At 70.6% G+C, this 15,912-nt stretch carries 20 protein-coding genes; 11 read left to right on the forward strand and 9 right to left on the reverse strand.

The annotated features are described in order from the left end of the window. The first annotated feature begins 11 nt into the window (after positions 1-11). Complete coding sequence (gene tadA, locus ACO2Q3_RS21785; RefSeq protein WP_423310456.1) at positions 12-449, forward strand: tRNA adenosine(34) deaminase TadA; 438 nt, start codon at positions 12-14, stop codon at positions 447-449. Between the two features lie 80 nt (positions 450-529). Continuing rightward, positions 530-1,399, forward strand: coding sequence for an SDR family oxidoreductase (locus ACO2Q3_RS21790; protein ID WP_423310458.1), 870 nt, complete (start codon positions 530-532; stop codon positions 1,397-1,399). A gap of 296 nt (positions 1,400-1,695) precedes the next feature. Here the strand turns inward: ACO2Q3_RS21790 and ACO2Q3_RS21795 are convergent, their stop codons facing one another. Beyond that, positions 1,696-2,232, reverse strand: a complete 537-nt coding sequence (locus ACO2Q3_RS21795) for a hypothetical protein (RefSeq protein WP_423310460.1) — start codon at positions 2,230-2,232, stop codon at positions 1,696-1,698. 129 nt (positions 2,233-2,361) lie between these two features. Between ACO2Q3_RS21795 and ACO2Q3_RS21800 the strand changes: the two genes are divergently transcribed. After that, positions 2,362-2,811 (forward strand): pyridoxamine 5'-phosphate oxidase family protein, encoded by a 450-nt coding sequence (locus ACO2Q3_RS21800; RefSeq protein ID WP_423310462.1) that lies wholly within the window; start codon positions 2,362-2,364, stop codon positions 2,809-2,811. Between the two features lie 196 nt (positions 2,812-3,007). Here the strand turns inward: ACO2Q3_RS21800 and ACO2Q3_RS21805 are convergent, their stop codons facing one another. After that, positions 3,008-3,565 carry a TetR/AcrR family transcriptional regulator gene (locus ACO2Q3_RS21805; protein ID WP_423310464.1) on the reverse strand — a complete coding sequence of 186 codons (558 nt, stop codon included), beginning with the start codon at positions 3,563-3,565 and terminating at the stop codon, positions 3,008-3,010. 141 nt (positions 3,566-3,706) lie between these two features. Here ACO2Q3_RS21805 and ACO2Q3_RS21810 point away from each other — a divergent pair, with 141 nt between their 5' ends. Continuing rightward, entirely contained in the window at positions 3,707-4,753 is a 1,047-nt protein-coding gene (locus ACO2Q3_RS21810) for an SDR family oxidoreductase (protein WP_423310466.1), read from the forward strand. Positions 4,754-4,787: 34 nt separating this feature from the next. On the opposite strand, the gene ACO2Q3_RS21815 is transcribed toward ACO2Q3_RS21810, so the two are convergent. Then, complete coding sequence (locus tag ACO2Q3_RS21815; protein WP_423310468.1) at positions 4,788-5,174, reverse strand: VOC family protein; 387 nt, start codon at positions 5,172-5,174, stop codon at positions 4,788-4,790. A 90-nt stretch (positions 5,175-5,264) separates the two neighbouring features. Beyond that, a complete protein-coding gene (locus tag ACO2Q3_RS21820; RefSeq protein WP_423310470.1) occupies positions 5,265-6,281 on the reverse strand; it encodes a hypothetical protein in 1,017 nt (338 codons plus the stop codon). 324 nt (positions 6,282-6,605) lie between these two features. Between ACO2Q3_RS21820 and groES the strand changes: the two genes are divergently transcribed. Further along, positions 6,606-6,893 carry a co-chaperone GroES gene (gene groES / locus ACO2Q3_RS21825; RefSeq protein ID WP_423310471.1) on the forward strand — a complete coding sequence of 96 codons (288 nt, stop codon included), beginning with the start codon at positions 6,606-6,608 and terminating at the stop codon, positions 6,891-6,893. A gap of 60 nt (positions 6,894-6,953) precedes the next feature. Next, complete coding sequence (groL, locus tag ACO2Q3_RS21830) at positions 6,954-8,591, forward strand: chaperonin GroEL (RefSeq protein WP_423310473.1); 1,638 nt, start codon at positions 6,954-6,956, stop codon at positions 8,589-8,591. 136 nt (positions 8,592-8,727) lie between these two features. Here groL and ACO2Q3_RS21835 read toward each other — a convergent pair whose 3' ends face one another. The 3 genes from ACO2Q3_RS21835 to ACO2Q3_RS21845 all read right to left on the reverse strand — a co-directional run bounded on the left by ACO2Q3_RS21835 (position 8,728) and on the right by ACO2Q3_RS21845 (position 10,206). Beyond that, entirely contained in the window at positions 8,728-9,255 is a 528-nt protein-coding gene (locus ACO2Q3_RS21835) for a DUF1993 domain-containing protein (RefSeq protein WP_423310475.1), read from the reverse strand. A 77-nt stretch (positions 9,256-9,332) separates the two neighbouring features. After that, positions 9,333-9,767 carry a type II toxin-antitoxin system HicB family antitoxin gene (locus ACO2Q3_RS21840; RefSeq protein ID WP_423310477.1) on the reverse strand — a complete coding sequence of 145 codons (435 nt, stop codon included), beginning with the start codon at positions 9,765-9,767 and terminating at the stop codon, positions 9,333-9,335. Positions 9,768-9,831: 64 nt separating this feature from the next. Continuing rightward, a complete protein-coding gene (locus ACO2Q3_RS21845) occupies positions 9,832-10,206 on the reverse strand; it encodes a phage holin family protein (RefSeq protein ID WP_423310479.1) in 375 nt (124 codons plus the stop codon). A gap of 206 nt (positions 10,207-10,412) precedes the next feature. On the opposite strand from ACO2Q3_RS21845, the gene ACO2Q3_RS21850 reads away from it, so the two are divergent. Beyond that, on the forward strand, positions 10,413-10,895 hold the full coding sequence (locus tag ACO2Q3_RS21850; protein ID WP_423310481.1) for a MerR family transcriptional regulator: 483 nt from the start codon (positions 10,413-10,415) through the stop codon (positions 10,893-10,895). Between the two features lies 1 nt (position 10,896). Here ACO2Q3_RS21850 and ACO2Q3_RS21855 read toward each other — a convergent pair whose 3' ends face one another. Then, complete coding sequence (locus ACO2Q3_RS21855) at positions 10,897-11,700, reverse strand: NAD(P)-dependent oxidoreductase (protein WP_423310483.1); 804 nt, start codon at positions 11,698-11,700, stop codon at positions 10,897-10,899. Next, positions 11,693-12,100 (reverse strand): MerR family transcriptional regulator, encoded by a 408-nt coding sequence (locus ACO2Q3_RS21860; protein WP_423310485.1) that lies wholly within the window; start codon positions 12,098-12,100, stop codon positions 11,693-11,695. The genes ACO2Q3_RS21855 and ACO2Q3_RS21860 overlap by 8 nt, the downstream gene beginning before the upstream one ends. Positions 12,101-12,205: 105 nt before the next feature. On the opposite strand from ACO2Q3_RS21860, the gene trmB reads away from it, so the two are divergent. The 4 genes from trmB to proB all read left to right on the forward strand — a co-directional run bounded on the left by trmB (position 12,206) and on the right by proB (position 15,864). After that, positions 12,206-12,880, forward strand: a complete 675-nt coding sequence (gene trmB / locus ACO2Q3_RS21865; RefSeq protein WP_423310487.1) for a tRNA (guanosine(46)-N7)-methyltransferase TrmB — start codon at positions 12,206-12,208, stop codon at positions 12,878-12,880. A gap of 62 nt (positions 12,881-12,942) precedes the next feature. Then, positions 12,943-13,590 carry a peptidylprolyl isomerase gene (locus ACO2Q3_RS21870; protein WP_423310489.1) on the forward strand — a complete coding sequence of 216 codons (648 nt, stop codon included), beginning with the start codon at positions 12,943-12,945 and terminating at the stop codon, positions 13,588-13,590. 82 nt (positions 13,591-13,672) lie between these two features. Further along, positions 13,673-14,737 carry a GTPase ObgE gene (gene obgE, locus ACO2Q3_RS21875; protein WP_423310491.1) on the forward strand — a complete coding sequence of 355 codons (1,065 nt, stop codon included), beginning with the start codon at positions 13,673-13,675 and terminating at the stop codon, positions 14,735-14,737. Next, positions 14,734-15,864: a glutamate 5-kinase gene (gene proB, locus ACO2Q3_RS21880; protein WP_423310493.1), complete on the forward strand. Its 1,131-nt coding sequence runs from the start codon at positions 14,734-14,736 to the stop codon at positions 15,862-15,864. The genes obgE and proB overlap by 4 nt, the downstream gene beginning before the upstream one ends. The last annotated feature ends 48 nt before the right edge of the window (positions 15,865-15,912 follow it).

Below are 15,912 nucleotides of genomic sequence, written 5' to 3' on the forward strand. Positions count from 1 at the left end.
ACCTTCCCACCATGCGCATCGCCCTTGAGGAGGCGCAAGCCGCCGCCGCGCGCGGCGAGGCGCCGATCGGCGCGGTGGTGATCGATCCGGCCACCGGCGAGGTGGTCGCCCGGGCGGCCAACAGCCCGATCGCCGGCCACGACCCCACCGCCCACGCCGAGATCCTGGCCCTGCGCCAGGCGGCGGCGAAGCGGGGCAACTACCGGCTGACCGGCCTGACCCTGGTGGTCACCCTGGAGCCCTGCGCCATGTGCGCAGGGGCCATCAGCCACGCCCGCATCGGCCGGCTGGTGTTCGGCGCCACCGACGCCAAGGGCGGCGCGGTGGTCTCCGGCCCCCGCTTCTTCGAGCAGCCCACCTGCCACTGGCGGCCGGAGGTGGAGGGCGGCGTGCTGGCGGACGAAAGCGCCGCACTGCTGCGGTCGTTCTTCCGCGCGCGACGCGGCTAGTTCCGGCTTGCCCCGCCGGCCCCGCGGCGGGAAAGTCGGTCCACGGCCCACTGCATTTGAGGCCGGGGAGGATTTCGAACATGGGATTGCTGGATGGAAAGGTCGCCATCGTCACCGGTGGCGGCAACGGCCTTGGCGAGGCCTATTGCAAGCTGTTCGCGCAGGAGGGCGCGGCTGTGGTGGTCAACGACCTCGGCGGCGCACGGGATGGCACCGGCGGCAGCATCTCGGCCGCGCAGAAGGTGGTCGACGAGATCAAGGCGGCGGGCGGCAAGGCGGTGGCCAACGGCGACGACGTCTCCACCATGGAAGGCGGCCAGCGCATCTTCCAGTCTGCGATCGACGCCTTCGGCCGCGTGGACATCCTGGTCAACAACGCCGGCATCCTGCGCGACAAGACCTTCTCCAACACCTCGGAAGCCGACTGGGACGCCGTGGTGAAGGTGCACCTGAAGGGGACCTACTGCTGCACCATGCCGGTGTGGAACTACTTCAAGGACAACCAGGTGAAGGGGGTCATCGTCATGACCTCGTCGACCTCGGGCCTGTACGGCAACTTCGGCCAGTCGAACTACGGCGCGGCCAAGGCCGGCATCTATGGCTTCATGCGCGTGCTCTCGATCGAGGGGCGCAAGTACGGCATCCGCGTGTGGGGCCTGGCGCCGGGCGCCTTCACCCGCATGACCTCCGACCTGCCGGGCCGCAAGGACCGCGAGCCGGATCCCATGAGCCTGCCCGAGCGCATCGCGCCCGGGGTGCTGTACATGGTCTCCGACCTGTCGGGCGACCAGTCCGGCAAGGTGCTGGGCGTCTCCTCGCGCGGGGTGCGCGAGATCAAGATGCTGCAGACCAAGGGCTTCAACCCCACCGCCCCCTGGACCGCCCAGGACCTGGCCGACCACGCCGGCGAGGTGTTCTTCGCCGACGAGGACAACCGGGTGGTGGCCTAGACGGCGCTCCGCTGGGGTTCCGTTCGGAGCTCCAGCGGCTGCACTCCAGTGAACGCGAGGTCTCGCTTCCTCCTGCCGTCACCCTCGGGCGTCAGTCCCGAGGGTCCATGCACGCGTGAGAACGATTGGCGCGCTTCGAAGGGCGCGCCACGATGGGACGGCAGCCGCTTTGCGACGCTCCGCTGCCGCTCGCGACTTTGCCTCACGTGTTCATGGATCCCCGGGACTGACGCCCCGGGGATGACGGTGAAGGGGTGAAGCTGAGCGCTTCGCCGGAGGGGGTGGAGATTATCCTCTCACGCCGGGGCCGGCTTGCCGGCCGCGTGCGCGGTGAGGGCGGCCTTGTAGTCGTCCCCCGCGACGATCTTGCGGCGCTGGGCCGGGGTGAGGGGCCGGCGGCTGGCGGCGGCGAAGGCGGCGCCGTCCAGCGATCCCCGCGCGCCGCAGTAGTAGTTGCAGCCCGTGCCGTCGGCGACGAACACCAGCTTGCCGCGATCCTTGCCGGCGCCGGGACCGATGGCCAGGGTGCAGCGGCTGAGCTCGTCGTCGCCGGATTTCAGCACCAGGGCCTCGCCCCGCGCGTCCGCCACGCCGCTGATGTTGCATTCGTGGCCGTTGAAGAATTCCAGATGCGCATCGACCCAGGCGGCGTCCGGCGCGGTGCGCAGGATGACCAGGGTCTCGGTGGAGCGGAAATGCTCGCCGGTCACCAGGCCGTTGGCGAAGCTGTGGGTGTAACGGCCCTCGAGCCGGGAAGGCAGGTCGCCCGCCGGGCCCGCGGCGAGCACCAGGACGGCCGCCGCCGCGCCGGTGATGATCGAAAGCGCCCGCATGGCCCGCTCCCGTAGTTCGCGCCCACGACTGTCGTCCGGGACGGTCGGTCCTGGCAAGGCGGCTTGCCGGCCGCGCGCATCCGCGCCAGAACCGCCGCGAAGCGAACGCGAAGCCCTCCGAGGACCACCATGCCGATCCAGCTGACCGACGAGATCCGCGAACACGTCAACGGCGCCCTGGTCGCCGGCAATCCGATGATCATCGCCTCGGTGGACGAGGCCGGCAAGCCGCGCCTGTCGTTCCGCGGCTCGGTGGCCGTGTTCTCCGACGACCAGCTGGGCTTCTGGGCGCGCAACGCCGAGGGCGCGACCGCCGGCGGCATCGGCGCCAATCCCAACGTCGCCCTGATGTACCGCGCGCCGGCCCAGCGGGTGATGCTGCAGTTCGCCGGGCGCGCGCGGCCGGCGGTGGGCGCCGAACGCGACCAGGTGTTCGAGAACGCCCCCGAGTTCGAGCGCAACGCCGACCCCGAACGCAAGGGCGCCGGTTTCATCGTCGACCTGGACAAGGTCGAGGGCCTGCTGGGCCTCGACGCCGAGGGCGGCCGGCGGCTGGTGCGGATGACCCGCGAGGGCTGAGCGGCGCCCGAAGCCCCCCCCCCCGCCAAAGCCCTCTCCCCATCGCAGATGGGGAGAGGGTTGGGTGAGGGGTCCCTCGGCGCGACGGACCCTCTCAGGCAAGCGAAAGTGGCGATGGAAACACCCCCTCACCCAACCCTCTCCCCCGCTTTGCGGGGGCGAGGGCTGAGGTCTTGCTCGGCGAAGGCCGTCGCCGCTATCCCTTCCGCGCCAGGGCGAACCAGTTGGCCAGCGCCTGGGTGACGTAGTCCACCAGCCGCCCCTGGCGGTTGAGCCCCCACTGGATCAGCGCGCCCTGCCATTGGGCGTCGATCAGCTGAGCCGCCTTCTCGGCGGGGATCGCCAGCCGTGGCAGGCGGGCGACCACGGCCTCGTGCAGGCGCGTGAAGCGCTCGCGCGCCAGGGCGTTGAGGTCGGGGTCGCGCATGTCCTGGTGCAGCCACAGCAGCTGGTCGGCGAAGCGGCCGGCGTCGTCGACGTCGGGGGTGAGCAGGCGGAACACGGCGATCACCGCGGCCGGTCCCGGCGTCGGCGGCAGGCGGTCCAGCATGCGGAAGAAGGCTTCGTTGTCGCGCGCCACCGCCGCAGCCACCAAGCTGCGCTTGTCGCCGAACCGCTGGATCAGGGTGGCCGGGGCGATGCCCACCTCGGCGGTGACGTCGGCCAGGGTGAAGTCGGCGGGCCCGTGGCGGAACATCACCTTCAGGGCGGCATCGAGCACGGCTTCGTCGCTGACGGACTTGCGTCGGGGCATGATCAATGTAAATCATGATTTATGAACGACTGTCCAGCAGGAGCCTGTCAGGCGAAAGTGTGAGCGGTTTCGCCGCCCGACATGGCCCATGGGTTTGAACTTTAGCCGTTTTCACGCGGAAGGCGGCTGGGAGGAAGGGCGATGGATGAGCGTACGACGCCGCTGAGCGGCCAGGTGGCGCTGGTGGCGGGGGCGACCCGCGGCGCCGGACGGGGCATCGCCCTGGAGCTGGCGGCCGCCGGGGCCAGGGTCTGGTGCACCGGGCGCAGCGTCCGCGGCCACGCGGCGACCCCAGGGCGGCCGGAGACCATCGACGAGACCGCCGAGATGATCGTCGCCGCCGGCGGCCAGGCGCGGGCCGTGCAGGTCGACCACACCGATGAGGCGCAGGTCGCCGCCCTGGCTGCGCGGCTCGCCGCCGAGGAAGGCCGGCTGGACGTGCTGGTCAACGACATCTGGGGCGGCGACGAGCTGATCGACTGGGGCGCCCCGTTCTGGGCCCAGGACATGGCCACCGCCCGCGCCGTCGTCGACCAGGCGGTGTTCAGCCACTGGATCACCGCCCGCCACCTGGCGCCGATGATGGTCGAGGCCGGCCGCGGCCTGATCGTCGAGATCACCGACGGCGAGCAGCCCGGCTATCGCGGCCAGATCACCTACGACTTCGTCAAGGCGGCGGTGAACCGGCTGGCCTACGCCATGGCCTGGGACCTGGCGCCGAAGGGGCTGACGGCGGTGGCGGTCTCGCCGGGGTTCCTGCGCTCGGAGGCGATGCTGGAGCGGTTCGGCGTCAGCGAGGCCAACTGGCGCGACGCCGGCCGGGAGCACTTCGACTTCAGCCTCTCGGAAAGCCCCCGCTACCTCGGACGCGCGGTCGCCGCCCTGGCCGCCGACCCCAAGGTGCGGCGCAAGTCCGGCCAGGCGCTGTGGGTCGCCGACCTGGCGCGGGAATACGGCTTCACCGACGTGAACGGCGAGGCGCCCGACTTCTGGGGCCACATGGAGGCCTGGCTGGACCGTGAACTGGCCGGGGACGGCGAGCTGCCGGACAACGTCCGCTTCACCGCCGCCTCGCGCTATGGCCACATCCACCCCGCCCCGGCCAAGGCCGAGCGGGCCCGGCTCTATGCCGAGCGCCTGGGCTACCGCGGGCTGGGCGCGGGGCTGCAGCCGTTCGGCGGCGCTTAGCTGCCTCCCTTCCCCCGCTTGCGCGGGAAGAGGGCTATTCCGGCAGGTGGCAGACCGCCTCGACGTTGTGGCCGTCGGGATCGAGCACGAAGGCGCCGTAGTAGTTGGGGTGGTAGTGGGCGCGGATGCCCGGGCCGCCGTTGTCCGTCCCGCCGGCCGCCATCGCCGCCGCGTAGAAGGCGTCCACCGTGGCCCGGTCCTTGGCGGTGAAGGCCACGTGCAGCGCGCCGGTCGCCTGCGGGCCGCCGCCCACCCAGAAATAGGGCCGCCCTTCCGAACCGTAGCCGAGAAAGGCGTAGCTTCCCGTCTCCTCGGCGGAGACCTGCATCATCACGGCGATGCCGAGCGGCTCGAGGGCGGTGTCATAGAAGGCCTTGGCGCGCGCGACGTCGCTGGCGGTCAGGCCGATGTGGTCCAGCATGGCAGGCTCCCGGAAGCTGCGATCCGGGCAGCATCGCCCCGCGCGGCCGCCGCTTCAACCGGCCGAGGTCAGCAGCGCGGCGCGTCCGGGTCAGCTGTGACGGCGGTGGTGATGCCGGCTGGCCTTGGGCGGCGCCTTCACCGGCGCGGTCGAAGCCAGAATCACGCGCGGCGGCGGGGGTGTGCGGTCGGGCGAGGCGGTGACGGCCGCGGCGACGCACTGGCCGGTGTCGGCCAGGGCGTGCTGGCCCAGACAGAACACGTTCTCATAGTGCGGCGAAGCCACCGCCATGCACTGGTAGAGCATCAGCTTGGCCATGTGCAGGCAGTCGGCGCTGAAGTACTCGGTGAGCAGCGGCTGCACCTGGGGCATGTCGGAAGGCTTGGCCTCGCCGAGGATGGCGACCGCGGCGAGCGCCAGGGAGCGGGCGACCACCGGTGACACGGCGGGCGTGCCGCCGCCGGCCGGCGGCAGCTGCAGCATGGCCCGCGACAGGCGCGCGCCGTCGCCGTCCGTTCCCGGGTAGGGCGACGTCGACAGCAGCTTCACCTCCTTCAGGCGCCCCGGCAGGTTGGCGATCCGCTCCTTGGACCAGGCTTCGTGCTGGACGTCGTAGGCGGCCTGCTTGACCGCCTTGCCGGCGTCGGCGACGGGCGTGGCGCGGCTCATCAGGGCGCTCTCCACCTCGCGGGCGGCGACGTCCGCGCCGTCCAGGCGCAGCACCTGCGCCGGATCGGCCTCCAGCCGGGCGGCCAGGGCCTGGCGGTCGGCCTCGCTGTGGGCGGCGCGGCTCACGCCGGCGAGGAAGCCGGGGTCCTGCATGGCCACCAGGGCGCCGTAGGAGATCATCCCGGCCTCGAACTGCACCTGTTCGTAGGCCACGCCGGTCTTCAGGCTCTGGTGCACCGCCTCGCCGTCGCGGAAGTCGGCGCGCACGTCTGCGGCGCGGGACATGTAGTCGGAAAAGGCGCTGGCGGCGGCGACCATGTCCTTGGGCAGGGCGATGGAACCGCCGCTGTTCCAGTCGGCCGCCCAGGCAAAGCCGGCGCTAGCGGCCAGCGCGGCGGCGCCCAGGAGTGCGAACTTCAGGTGTCGATTGCGCAGCATGTCAGCCTCCCCATCGAGGCCGATGGGGCCACGGCAGGATTTACGCAATCATAACAAGCGTGTCCTTGGCGCGAGGCGGCGATCACGTTCCGCTGATGGATCGGCTCCGCCGCGGCTTGAGGCCATGGACTTTGCGCCGGACGGCAGGCTCCGCTTGGCCCCTTTTGGTGGGCGAAGGTGCGGCCAGGCGCCACGCCTCATCTTGACTCAGGGCCGGCTTAGACCTACCTGCCGCCTCGTTAGCACTCTACGGGTCCGGCTGCTAACGGCCGGGCCGAGGGGGGCTGCAGCAACAGCAACCGTAGCTCTACGGAGACAAACCTCATGGCGTTTCGTCCGCTTGGCGACCGCGTCCTCGTCCGCCGCGTCGAGGAAGAAGCTAAGACCAAGGGCGGGATCATCATCCCCGACACCGCGAAGGAAAAGCCCCAGGAAGGCGAAGTGATCGCCGTGGGCCCCGGCGCCCGCGACGACTCCGGCAAGATCCAGGCCCTGGATCTGAAGGCCGGCGATCGCATCCTGTTCGGCAAATGGTCCGGCACTGAAATCAAGCTCGAAGGCGAAGACCTCCTCATCATGAAGGAGAGCGACGTCCTGGGTGTGCTGGAATAGTCCAGCCCTCCGCGTCCCGAGCTATTCCCCCAATAATCCTCATTCAGAAAGAGCAGGAAAATGGCCGCTAAAGACGTCTATTTCTCCTCCGACGCGCGTGACCGCATGCTCCGCGGCGTCAACATCCTGGCCAACGCGGTCAAGGTGACCCTGGGCCCCAAGGGCCGCAACGTGGTGATCGAAAAGTCCTTCGGCGCCCCCCGCTCGACCAAGGACGGCGTCTCGGTCGCCAAGGAAATCGAACTGTCCGACAAGTTCGAGAACCTGGGCGCCCAGCTGATCCGTGAAGTCGCCTCCAAGACCAACGACAAGGCCGGCGACGGCACCACCACCGCCACCGTCCTGGCCCAGGCGATCGTCGTCGAAGGCCTGAAGTACGTGGCCGCCGGCATGAACCCGATGGACCTGAAGCGCGGCGTCGAAAAGGCCGTCGCCAAGGTCGTCGAAGAGATCAAGGCCAGCTCCAAGAAGGTCACCACCAACCAGGAAATCGCCCAGGTCGGTTCGATCTCGGCCAACGGCGACCGTGAAATTGGCGACATGATCGCCAAGGCCATGGAAAAGGTCGGCAACGAAGGCGTCATCACGGTGGAAGAGGCCAAGAGCCTGGAAACCGAACTCGACGTCGTCGAAGGGATGCAGTTCGACCGCGGCTACCTGTCGCCGTACTTCATCACCAACGCCGACAAGATGGAGGCGGTGCTCGAAGACCCGCTGATCCTGCTGTACGAAAAGAAGCTGTCCACGCTGCAGCCGCTGCTGCCGGTGCTGGAAGCCGTGGTTCAGTCCTCGCGTCCGCTGGTGATCATCGCCGAGGACGTCGAAGGCGAAGCCCTGGCCACCCTGGTGGTCAACAAGCTGCGCGGCGGCCTGCGGGTCGCGGCGGTCAAGGCGCCGGGCTTCGGCGATCGCCGCAAGGCGATGCTGGAAGACATCGCCATCCTGACCGGCGGCCAGCTGATCAGCGAAGACCTGGGCATCAAGCTCGAAAACGTCGGCCTGGAAATGCTGGGCAAGGCCAAGAAGGTCTCGATCACCAAGGACGACACCACCATCGTCGATGGTTCGGGCGAGAAGGCGGACATTGAGGCCCGCATCGGCCAGATCAAGCGTCAGATCGAGGACACCACCTCGGACTACGACAAGGAAAAGCTGCAGGAACGTCTGGCCAAGCTGGCCGGCGGCGTTGCGGTGATCCGCGTCGGCGGCGCGACCGAAGTCGAAGTGAAGGAAAAGAAGGACCGCGTCGATGACGCCCTGAACGCCACCCGCGCTGCGGTGGAAGAAGGCATCATCCCCGGCGGCGGCGTCGCCCTGCTGAAGGCCACCAAGGCCCTCGACGGCCTGAAGGGTGACAACGACGACCAGGAAGCCGGCGTCGCCATCGTGCGCCGCGCGCTGCAGGCCCCGATCCGTCAGATCGCCGAGAACGCCGGCGTGGAAGGCTCGATCGTGGTCGGCAAGATCCTGGACAACAGCTCGCCGACCTTCGGCTTCAACGCCCAGACGGAAGAGTATGTGGACCTGATCGCGGCCGGCATCATCGACCCGGCCAAGGTCGTCCGCACGGCCCTGCAGGACGCCGCCTCGGTGTCCGCCCTGCTGATCACCACGGAAGCGGCGATCGTCGAGGCCCCGAAGAAGAACGCTCCCGCGCCGGCCATGCCGGGCGGCGGCATGGGCGACATGGACTTCTAGGTCCGGTCGACCAGACCTGCTGAAAAGCAAAGCCCCCGGCGGAAACGCCGGGGGCTTATTTCTTTGGGCCGATCTCCAGCTTCGTCACCCTGGACCGGTGCGCTTCGCGCATGTCCGAGGGACGGGGAGAAGAGGATCAGGCCGCGGCGGCGGCCATCTGGGCGCCCGCCAGGAAGTCCATCTTGCCGAGCGGCACGCCCGCCGCGCGCAGCAGGGCGTAGGCCGTGGTGACGTGGAAGAAGAAGTTCGGCAGCGAGAACTGCATCAGGAAGTCCGGGGCCGAGAAGATCATGGTGTTGCCCGGGATCGGCAGCTCGATGGTCGCCCCCGACCGGGCGTCGACGGCCGCCTTGGAGACGGTATCCAGGAAGGCGATCGTCTTGGCGATGCGCTCGCGCAGTTGCGGGAAGCTGGTCTCCACGTCCTCCATCTTCGGCGCCTCCACGCCGGCGAGCCGGGCCGCGCCGCCCTTGGCCGCGTCGCTGGCCATCTGAATCTGGCGCACGAAGGGATGCATGTCGGCCACCAGCCGGGCTTCGGTATAGGTGGACAGGTCCACGCCGGACGCCTTGGCGTGGGCCTCGGCCTTGTCCAGGAAGCTGGCCAGGTTCTGCAGGGTGCGGCGGTAGGTCGGGATCGAGACGTCGTACAGCGAGACGGACATGAAGGCGCTCCTGGGCTTCTGGTTTGAGGTTCCCGAAATAGGCTCAGCCGTCACATCGCGCCATAGGTCTCGAAAAACTACTTTCGACGCTTGGCCAGGGCCATCGCCGCCGCGGGCGAGCCCTCCAGCAGACGGCTGACGGCGAAGCCGACCAGGCTGGAGCGGCTCATGCCCATCTCCGTGGCGCTGCGGTCCATGCGTTCGATCAGCGCCTTGGGCAGGTAGACGTTCACCCGTTCCGAGGGGTTGGGCAGGGTCGCGGGGATGGCGATCAGGGCGATGAAGTCGGTGTCGTCCGGAACCTCGACGTCCTGGAAGGCCGAGGGCGCGGGCAGCGGCTCGTCCCGCTCCGCCGTGGCCTGCACGGCCGCGGCCAGGGCGTCCTGGGCCTTGGCGATCGCCGCCTGCTGATCGGTGGCGGCGGCCACGCAGCCTGGGAAGTCGGGAAACCAGACGGCGATCACCTCGCCCTCGCCCCGCTCCAGCACCGCCGGATAGAACCTCTGGGTCATGAACGCCTCGCTGACGACAAGTGTGTGATTTAACACACTTCAGGGTGCGCCGCCAGCGCCGGCCTCAGGCGCCGCGGCGTTCCTCGCGCGGATCGACGAACCAGCTGACCACCCAGACCGTCAGGCTGACGATCAGCGCCACCAGCATGGCGTGCCACAGGCCGTGGATCTCTATGCCGTTGAGGAAGAAGTCGACGATCTTGACCATGATCCCGTTGATCACCAGCAGGAACAGGCCCAGCGTCACCACCGTCAGCGGCAGGGTCAGGATCACCAGGATCGGCCGGATGATCGCATTGACGATCCCCAGCAGAAGCCCGGCGGCCAGCAGGCTGCGCAGCCCGCTCTCGCCCTCGACCACATAGACGCCCGGCACGATGCGCGCGGCGAGCCAGAAGCCCAGCGCGGCGGCCAGGGCGCGGAAGATGAAACGGATCATGGCGTTCGCGGCCTCCCCGACGACGACGCAACGGCGCCAGTCTAGGGCGTATCGCGGCGAGAGAAAGGCATTAGCTGACACCCCGCGCGCCTTTACGTTGACCCTAAAGGAAACCGGTCCTAGCTTGGTGATCAACGATAAGGATCGACCGAACGGTCCAATCGGGCGCGCCAGGCGCCGCCCGCAAGCGACCTGGGAGGGACTTCATGGCTCTGGAACTGCGCCGGCCCGAGCGCGCCTTCACCATCCGCCAGCTGTGCGTAGAGTTCGGCTGCACGCCGCGGGCGCTGCGCTTCTACGAGGACAAGGGCCTGCTGTCGCCGGCCCGGCAGGGGCTGAACCGGCTGTATTCGCACCGTGACCGCGCGCGGCTGAAGCTGATCCTCCGCGGCAAGCGCGTCGGGCTGTCGCTGAACGAGATCCGCGAGATCCTCGACCTCTACGACAAGCCCGGCGGCGAGACGGCGCAGAACGCCCAGGCGCTGCGCAAGTTCCGCGAGCGGATCGTGGCCCTGGAACAGCAGCGCCGCGACGTCGAGGAAGCGATCCAGATGCTGCACGACGGCTGCGCCCAGCTCGAGGCGGCGCTCGCCGCCTCGCGTCCGGACCTGCTGCCCCGGGCCGAGGACTACGACCGCACCCTGCGCGCCCGGCTGGACGGCCACCCGGAGCTGTCGGGCGCCAAGTAGCCTACCCGCGCAGGCCGCGCAGCATGTGTGCGATCGGCGCCTCGACGCCCCCGGCCGCCGCCGTCTGCTCGAACAGGCCGAGGTCCTTGGCCGGGATCGGACTGCCGCCCATGCCCGCGCCGCCCGCGGCGATCACCTGGCCGTACGCCTGGTAGATCGGCGACGGGAACAGGGTGGCGGTGAGCATGTCGAGGATCGCCTGGGCGTCGAAGCCCTTGGCGCGCGCCGCCCCGAGCGCCTCGGTCAGGGACGAGGCGGCGGAGATCAGCAGGAAGTTCCCGACCAGCTTGACCATGGCGGCCGCGCCGACCGCCTCGCCGAACTCGAACACCCGCGCCGCGCCGCCCGCCTCGAGCAGGGGCAAGGCCCGGGCGCGACCGGCGTCCGGCCCGGCCAGCGCCGCCGTCAACTGCCGCGCCGCGGCCTGTTCGGGACGGCCGAACACCGGCGCCTCGACATAGACGCAGCCCGCCGCCGCGTGGCGCGCCGCCAGGCGCTGCGAGGCCTCCGGCGTGATCGTGCTCATGGAAATGTGCAGGCCGCCCGGCCCCAGGCGGGTCAGGAAGCCCTCCGACGCCACGGTCGCCTCCACCGAGGCGTCGTCCCACAGCAGCGACATCACCACCCCGCCCGGTTCGGCGGCGTCCGCGGCCGTCGGCGCCCAGGCGGCGCCCTTGGCCAGCAACGGTTCGGCGTTGGCGCGGGTGCGGTTGTGCAGGCGCACGCCGTGGCCCGACTGCAGCAGGTTCTCCACCACCTTCGAGCCCAGCAGGCCCGCGCCCAGGAATCCGATCGCCTCAGCCATGCTCTTGTCCTTCGCTATCGGTGTGGGTCGCCAGCCAGGCCTCGAACCGCGCGATGTGTCCGGCGAGATCGCTGCGGAACTGACCCAGCGCGGCGATCCTGGCGTCCGCCGTCGCCAGATGCCGGCGCAGGATGGCCAGGACCTGGCGCTTGGCGGTCACGCCGCTGGGATCGGTGAAATAGAGGTCGATGACCTGGCCGACCTCGTCCAGGCTGAGGCCGAGCGCCTTGAGCTGGTCGATCTTGCGCAGCCGCAGGACGGCCTGGTCCGAATAGTAGTGCTGGCCCCGACCGACCCGCTCGCCCGGCGGCATCAGCCCCAGCGCCTCGTAGTGGCGGATGGTCCGCAAGGTGACGCCCGCCCGTTCGGCCAGGGCGCCGATGCGCAGTCGCTCGGCCATCGATCGGTCCAAACATAACGTTCACGTCACGTTTGGCGCCTCGCCCGGCCGCCGTCAAGCGATGCGCCCCCTCCCCCCGCGCCGCATCCCGCTCTAGAAGGCGGCATGAGCGAAGACTTCCGCCCCCTGCGCACCTTCGGCCGGATCAAGTCCCGGCCGATCAAGCCGCGCCAGGCGGCGCTGATGGACACCCTGCTGCCGGCGATCCGCGCGCCTGAGACGCCGTTCGATCCCCGCCCGCTGGCGGCGGCCGGTGGCCAGGTCTGGCTGGAGATCGGCTTCGGCGGCGGCGAGCACCTGGCGGCGCAGGCCGAACGGCGGCCCGGCGACCTGTTCATCGGCGCCGAGCCGTTCCTCAACGGGGTGGCCAGCGCCCTGCGGCACGTCGACGAGCGCGGCCTGCGCAACGTGCGCCTGCATCCCGGCGACGCCCGCGAGCTGATGGGCCGCCTGCCCGACGGCAGCGTCGACCGCATCATCATCCTGTTCCCGGACCCCTGGCCCAAGGCGCGGCATCACAAGCGCCGGCTGGTGCAGGACGACTTCCTGGCCGAGGCGGCGCGGCTGCTGAAGCCGGGCGGACGCCTGCGCTTCGCCACCGACTGGGAGGACTACGCCAACTGGACGCTGCGCAAGCTGCTGGACCAGCCCGCGTTCGGCTGGCTGGCCGACCGCGCCGACGACTGGCGCAAACCGCCGGCGGACCACGTCACCACCCGCTACGAGGAAAAGCGCCTGGGCGACTGCGAGCCGATCTGGCTGGAGTTCGAGCGCCTCTAGCGTGCGCTTGCGAGCGGGCGAATGCCGATGCAAAGCTTGCCGCTTCCCACCAGGAGGCCCGCATGTCCCGCACTTCCCGACGCGCCGTGATCGCCGGGGCGGGCGCGCTGGCCGCCTCGCACGCCCTGGCGCAGAGCGCCTCCGGCCCGGCGCCCGCCGCCGCGCCGCCCGCCGCCGCCGCCCTGCCGCGGGTCACCCTGAGCACCGGCCAGGGCGACATCGTCATCGAGCTGGCCAGCGACAAGGCGCCGGTCACCTGCGCCAACTTCCTGCGCTACGTCGATGCTCACCGGCTGAACAACGCCAGCTTCTATCGCGCCATGAAGGTGCTGCCGCAGCCGCTGACCGGCCTGGTGCAGGGGGGCATCAAGAACGATCCCAAGCGCTCCTACCCGCCGATCGCCCACGAGAGCACCACCCAGACCGGCCTCAGCAACCGCGACGGCGCGGTGTCGATGGCGCGCTACGCCCCCGGCACCGCGGCCTCGGAATTCTTCATCTGCGTCGGCGACGTGTCCTCGCTGGACGCCGACCCGAAGCAGCCCGGCGACAACCAGGGCTTTGCCGTGTTCGGCCACGTGGTCGCCGGCATGGAGGTGGTGAAGGCGATCCTGCTCAGCCCGGTCTCGGCCACCAAGGGCGCCGACTCCGGCATGGTCGGCCAGATCCTCGACCCGGAGGTGGCGATCACCACCGTCCGGCGCAGCTGAACGGCCGCCTGAAGGGCCGCCCCCCGGGGCGGAAAGCCTTGAAATCCTCGACGTTTGCCGCGTCTTCCGTCAAAAGGCCGCGATGAAGTTCCTGGACCAGTGCAAGATCTATATCCGCTCCGGCGACGGCGGCGGGGGCGCCGTGTCGTTCCGGCGCGAGAAGTTCATCGAATACGGCGGTCCGGACGGGGGCGACGGCGGTCGCGGCGGCGACGTCTGGATCGAGGCCGTCGACGGGCTGAACACCCTGATCGACTACCGCTATCAGCAGCATTTCAAGGCCCAGACCGGCACCCACGGCATGGGCCGCAACCGCCACGGCGCGGCCGGCGCCGACGTGGTGCTGAAGGTGCCGGTGGGCACCGAGGTGCTGGAGGACGACAAGGAAACGCTGATCGCCGACCTCGACCACGCCGGCATGCGGGTCAAGCTGCTGTCGGGCGGCAATGGCGGCTGGGGCAACGACCGCTTCAAGGGCCCGGTGAACCAGGCCCCGCGGCACGCCAACCCCGGCCAGCCCGGCGAGGAAAAGGCCATCTGGCTGCGGCTGAAGCTGATCGCCGACGTGGGCCTGGTGGGCCTGCCCAATGCCGGCAAGTCGACCTTCCTGGCGGCGGTGTCGGCGGCCACGCCGAAGATCGCCGACTATCCGTTCACCACCCTGACCCCCAACCTCGGCGTGGTGGACCTGTCGACCAACGAGCGCTTCGTGCTGGCGGACGTGCCGGGGCTGATCGAGGGCGCCTCGGAAGGCGCCGGCCTGGGCGTGCGGTTCCTGGGCCACCTGGAACGCACCGCGGCGCTGATCCATCTGGTGGACGCCACCCAGGACGACCCTGTGGAGGCCTGGCGCACGATCCGCGGGGAGCTGGAGGCCTATGGCGAGGGCCTGGGCGACAAGCCGGAGCTGCTGGCGCTGAACAAGGTCGACGCCCTGACCCCCGAGGATCGGGCGGAAAAGGCGGCCCTGCTGGAGGCGGCGGCCGGGGTGAAGCCGGCGCTGATCTCCGGCGTCTCTGGCGAGGGCGTGCGCGAGCTGCTGCGGGCCGCGTTCCAGCGGGTGCGGGCGCGCGATGCGGGCCCACAGGACGAGGACGGCGAACCGCTGATCGACAAGGACCGGGGCGAGGGACCCTGGCGGCCATGACCAGCCTGGCCGACGCGCGGCTGATCGTCGTCAAGGTGGGCTCGGCGCTGGTGGTGGACGCCGCCGCCGGGGCGCCGGACCACGCCTGGCTGGAAGCCTTCGCCGCCGATGCCGCGCGCATCCGCGCCCGCGGCCAGAAGCTGGTGATCGTCTCGTCCGGGGCGGTGGCGCTGGGCCGCCGGCGCCTGGGCCTGAAGCGCAAGGCGCTGACCCTGCCCGAGAAACAGGCCGCCGCCGCGGCCGGACAGGCGCTGCTGATGGCCGCCTGGGACGGCGCCCTGGCGCCGCACGGCCTGGGCGTGGCGCAGATCCTGCTGACCCCCGACGACACCGAGGTGCGCCGCCGCTTCCTGAACGCCCGCGCCACGCTGGAGACCCTGCTGGACCTCGGCCTGATCCCGGTGGTCAACGAGAACGACACCGTCGCCACCCAGGAGCTGCGCTACGGCGACAACGACCGGCTGGCCGCGCGCGTGGGCCAGATGGTGGGGGCCGACCTGCTGGTGCTGCTGTCCGACATCGACGGCCTGTACACCGCCGACCCGCGCAAGGATCCGGACGCCCGGCACCTGCCGCACGTGCCGGACCTGACGCCCGAGATCATGGCCATGGGCGGCGGGGCCAACGCCGAGGAAGGCGTCGGCAGCGGCGGCATGGCCACCAAGCTGCAGGCGGCGCGCATCGCCGCCGGCGCCGGCTGCGCCACCCTGGTCACCCTCGGCCGGCGGCCCTCGCCGCTGCAGGCGGTGGAGGACGGCGCGCGGGCGACCCTGTTCGAGCGGCACACCACGCCGGCGGCCGCATACAAGGCCTGGATCGCCGGCTCGCTGGCCCCGCAGGGCGCGGTTGTGGTCGACGATGGCGCGGCCGGCGCGCTGCGGCTGGGCAAGAGCCTGCTGGCGGCCGGCATCCGCGCGGTCGAAGGGCGCTTCGGCCGCGGCGACGCGATCGTCGTGCGCGACCTGAAGGGACTGGAGCTGGCGCGCGGGCTGTCGCGCTACGACGCCGTCGACGCCGAGCGGATCAGGGGCCTGAGGTCCGACGCCATCGAGGCGGCGCTGGGCTACACCGCCGGCCCGGTGATCCATGCCGACGACCTGGCGCTGCTGCATCGCCTTCCGGCCTGACGGGGCGCACCCGGGCTTCCGCAGGGTCCGCATTGGCCGTGGGCGGAA

This window comes from Caulobacter sp. KR2-114 (genome assembly GCF_049446115.1).
Classification (GTDB): domain Bacteria; phylum Pseudomonadota; class Alphaproteobacteria; order Caulobacterales; family Caulobacteraceae; genus Acaudatibacter.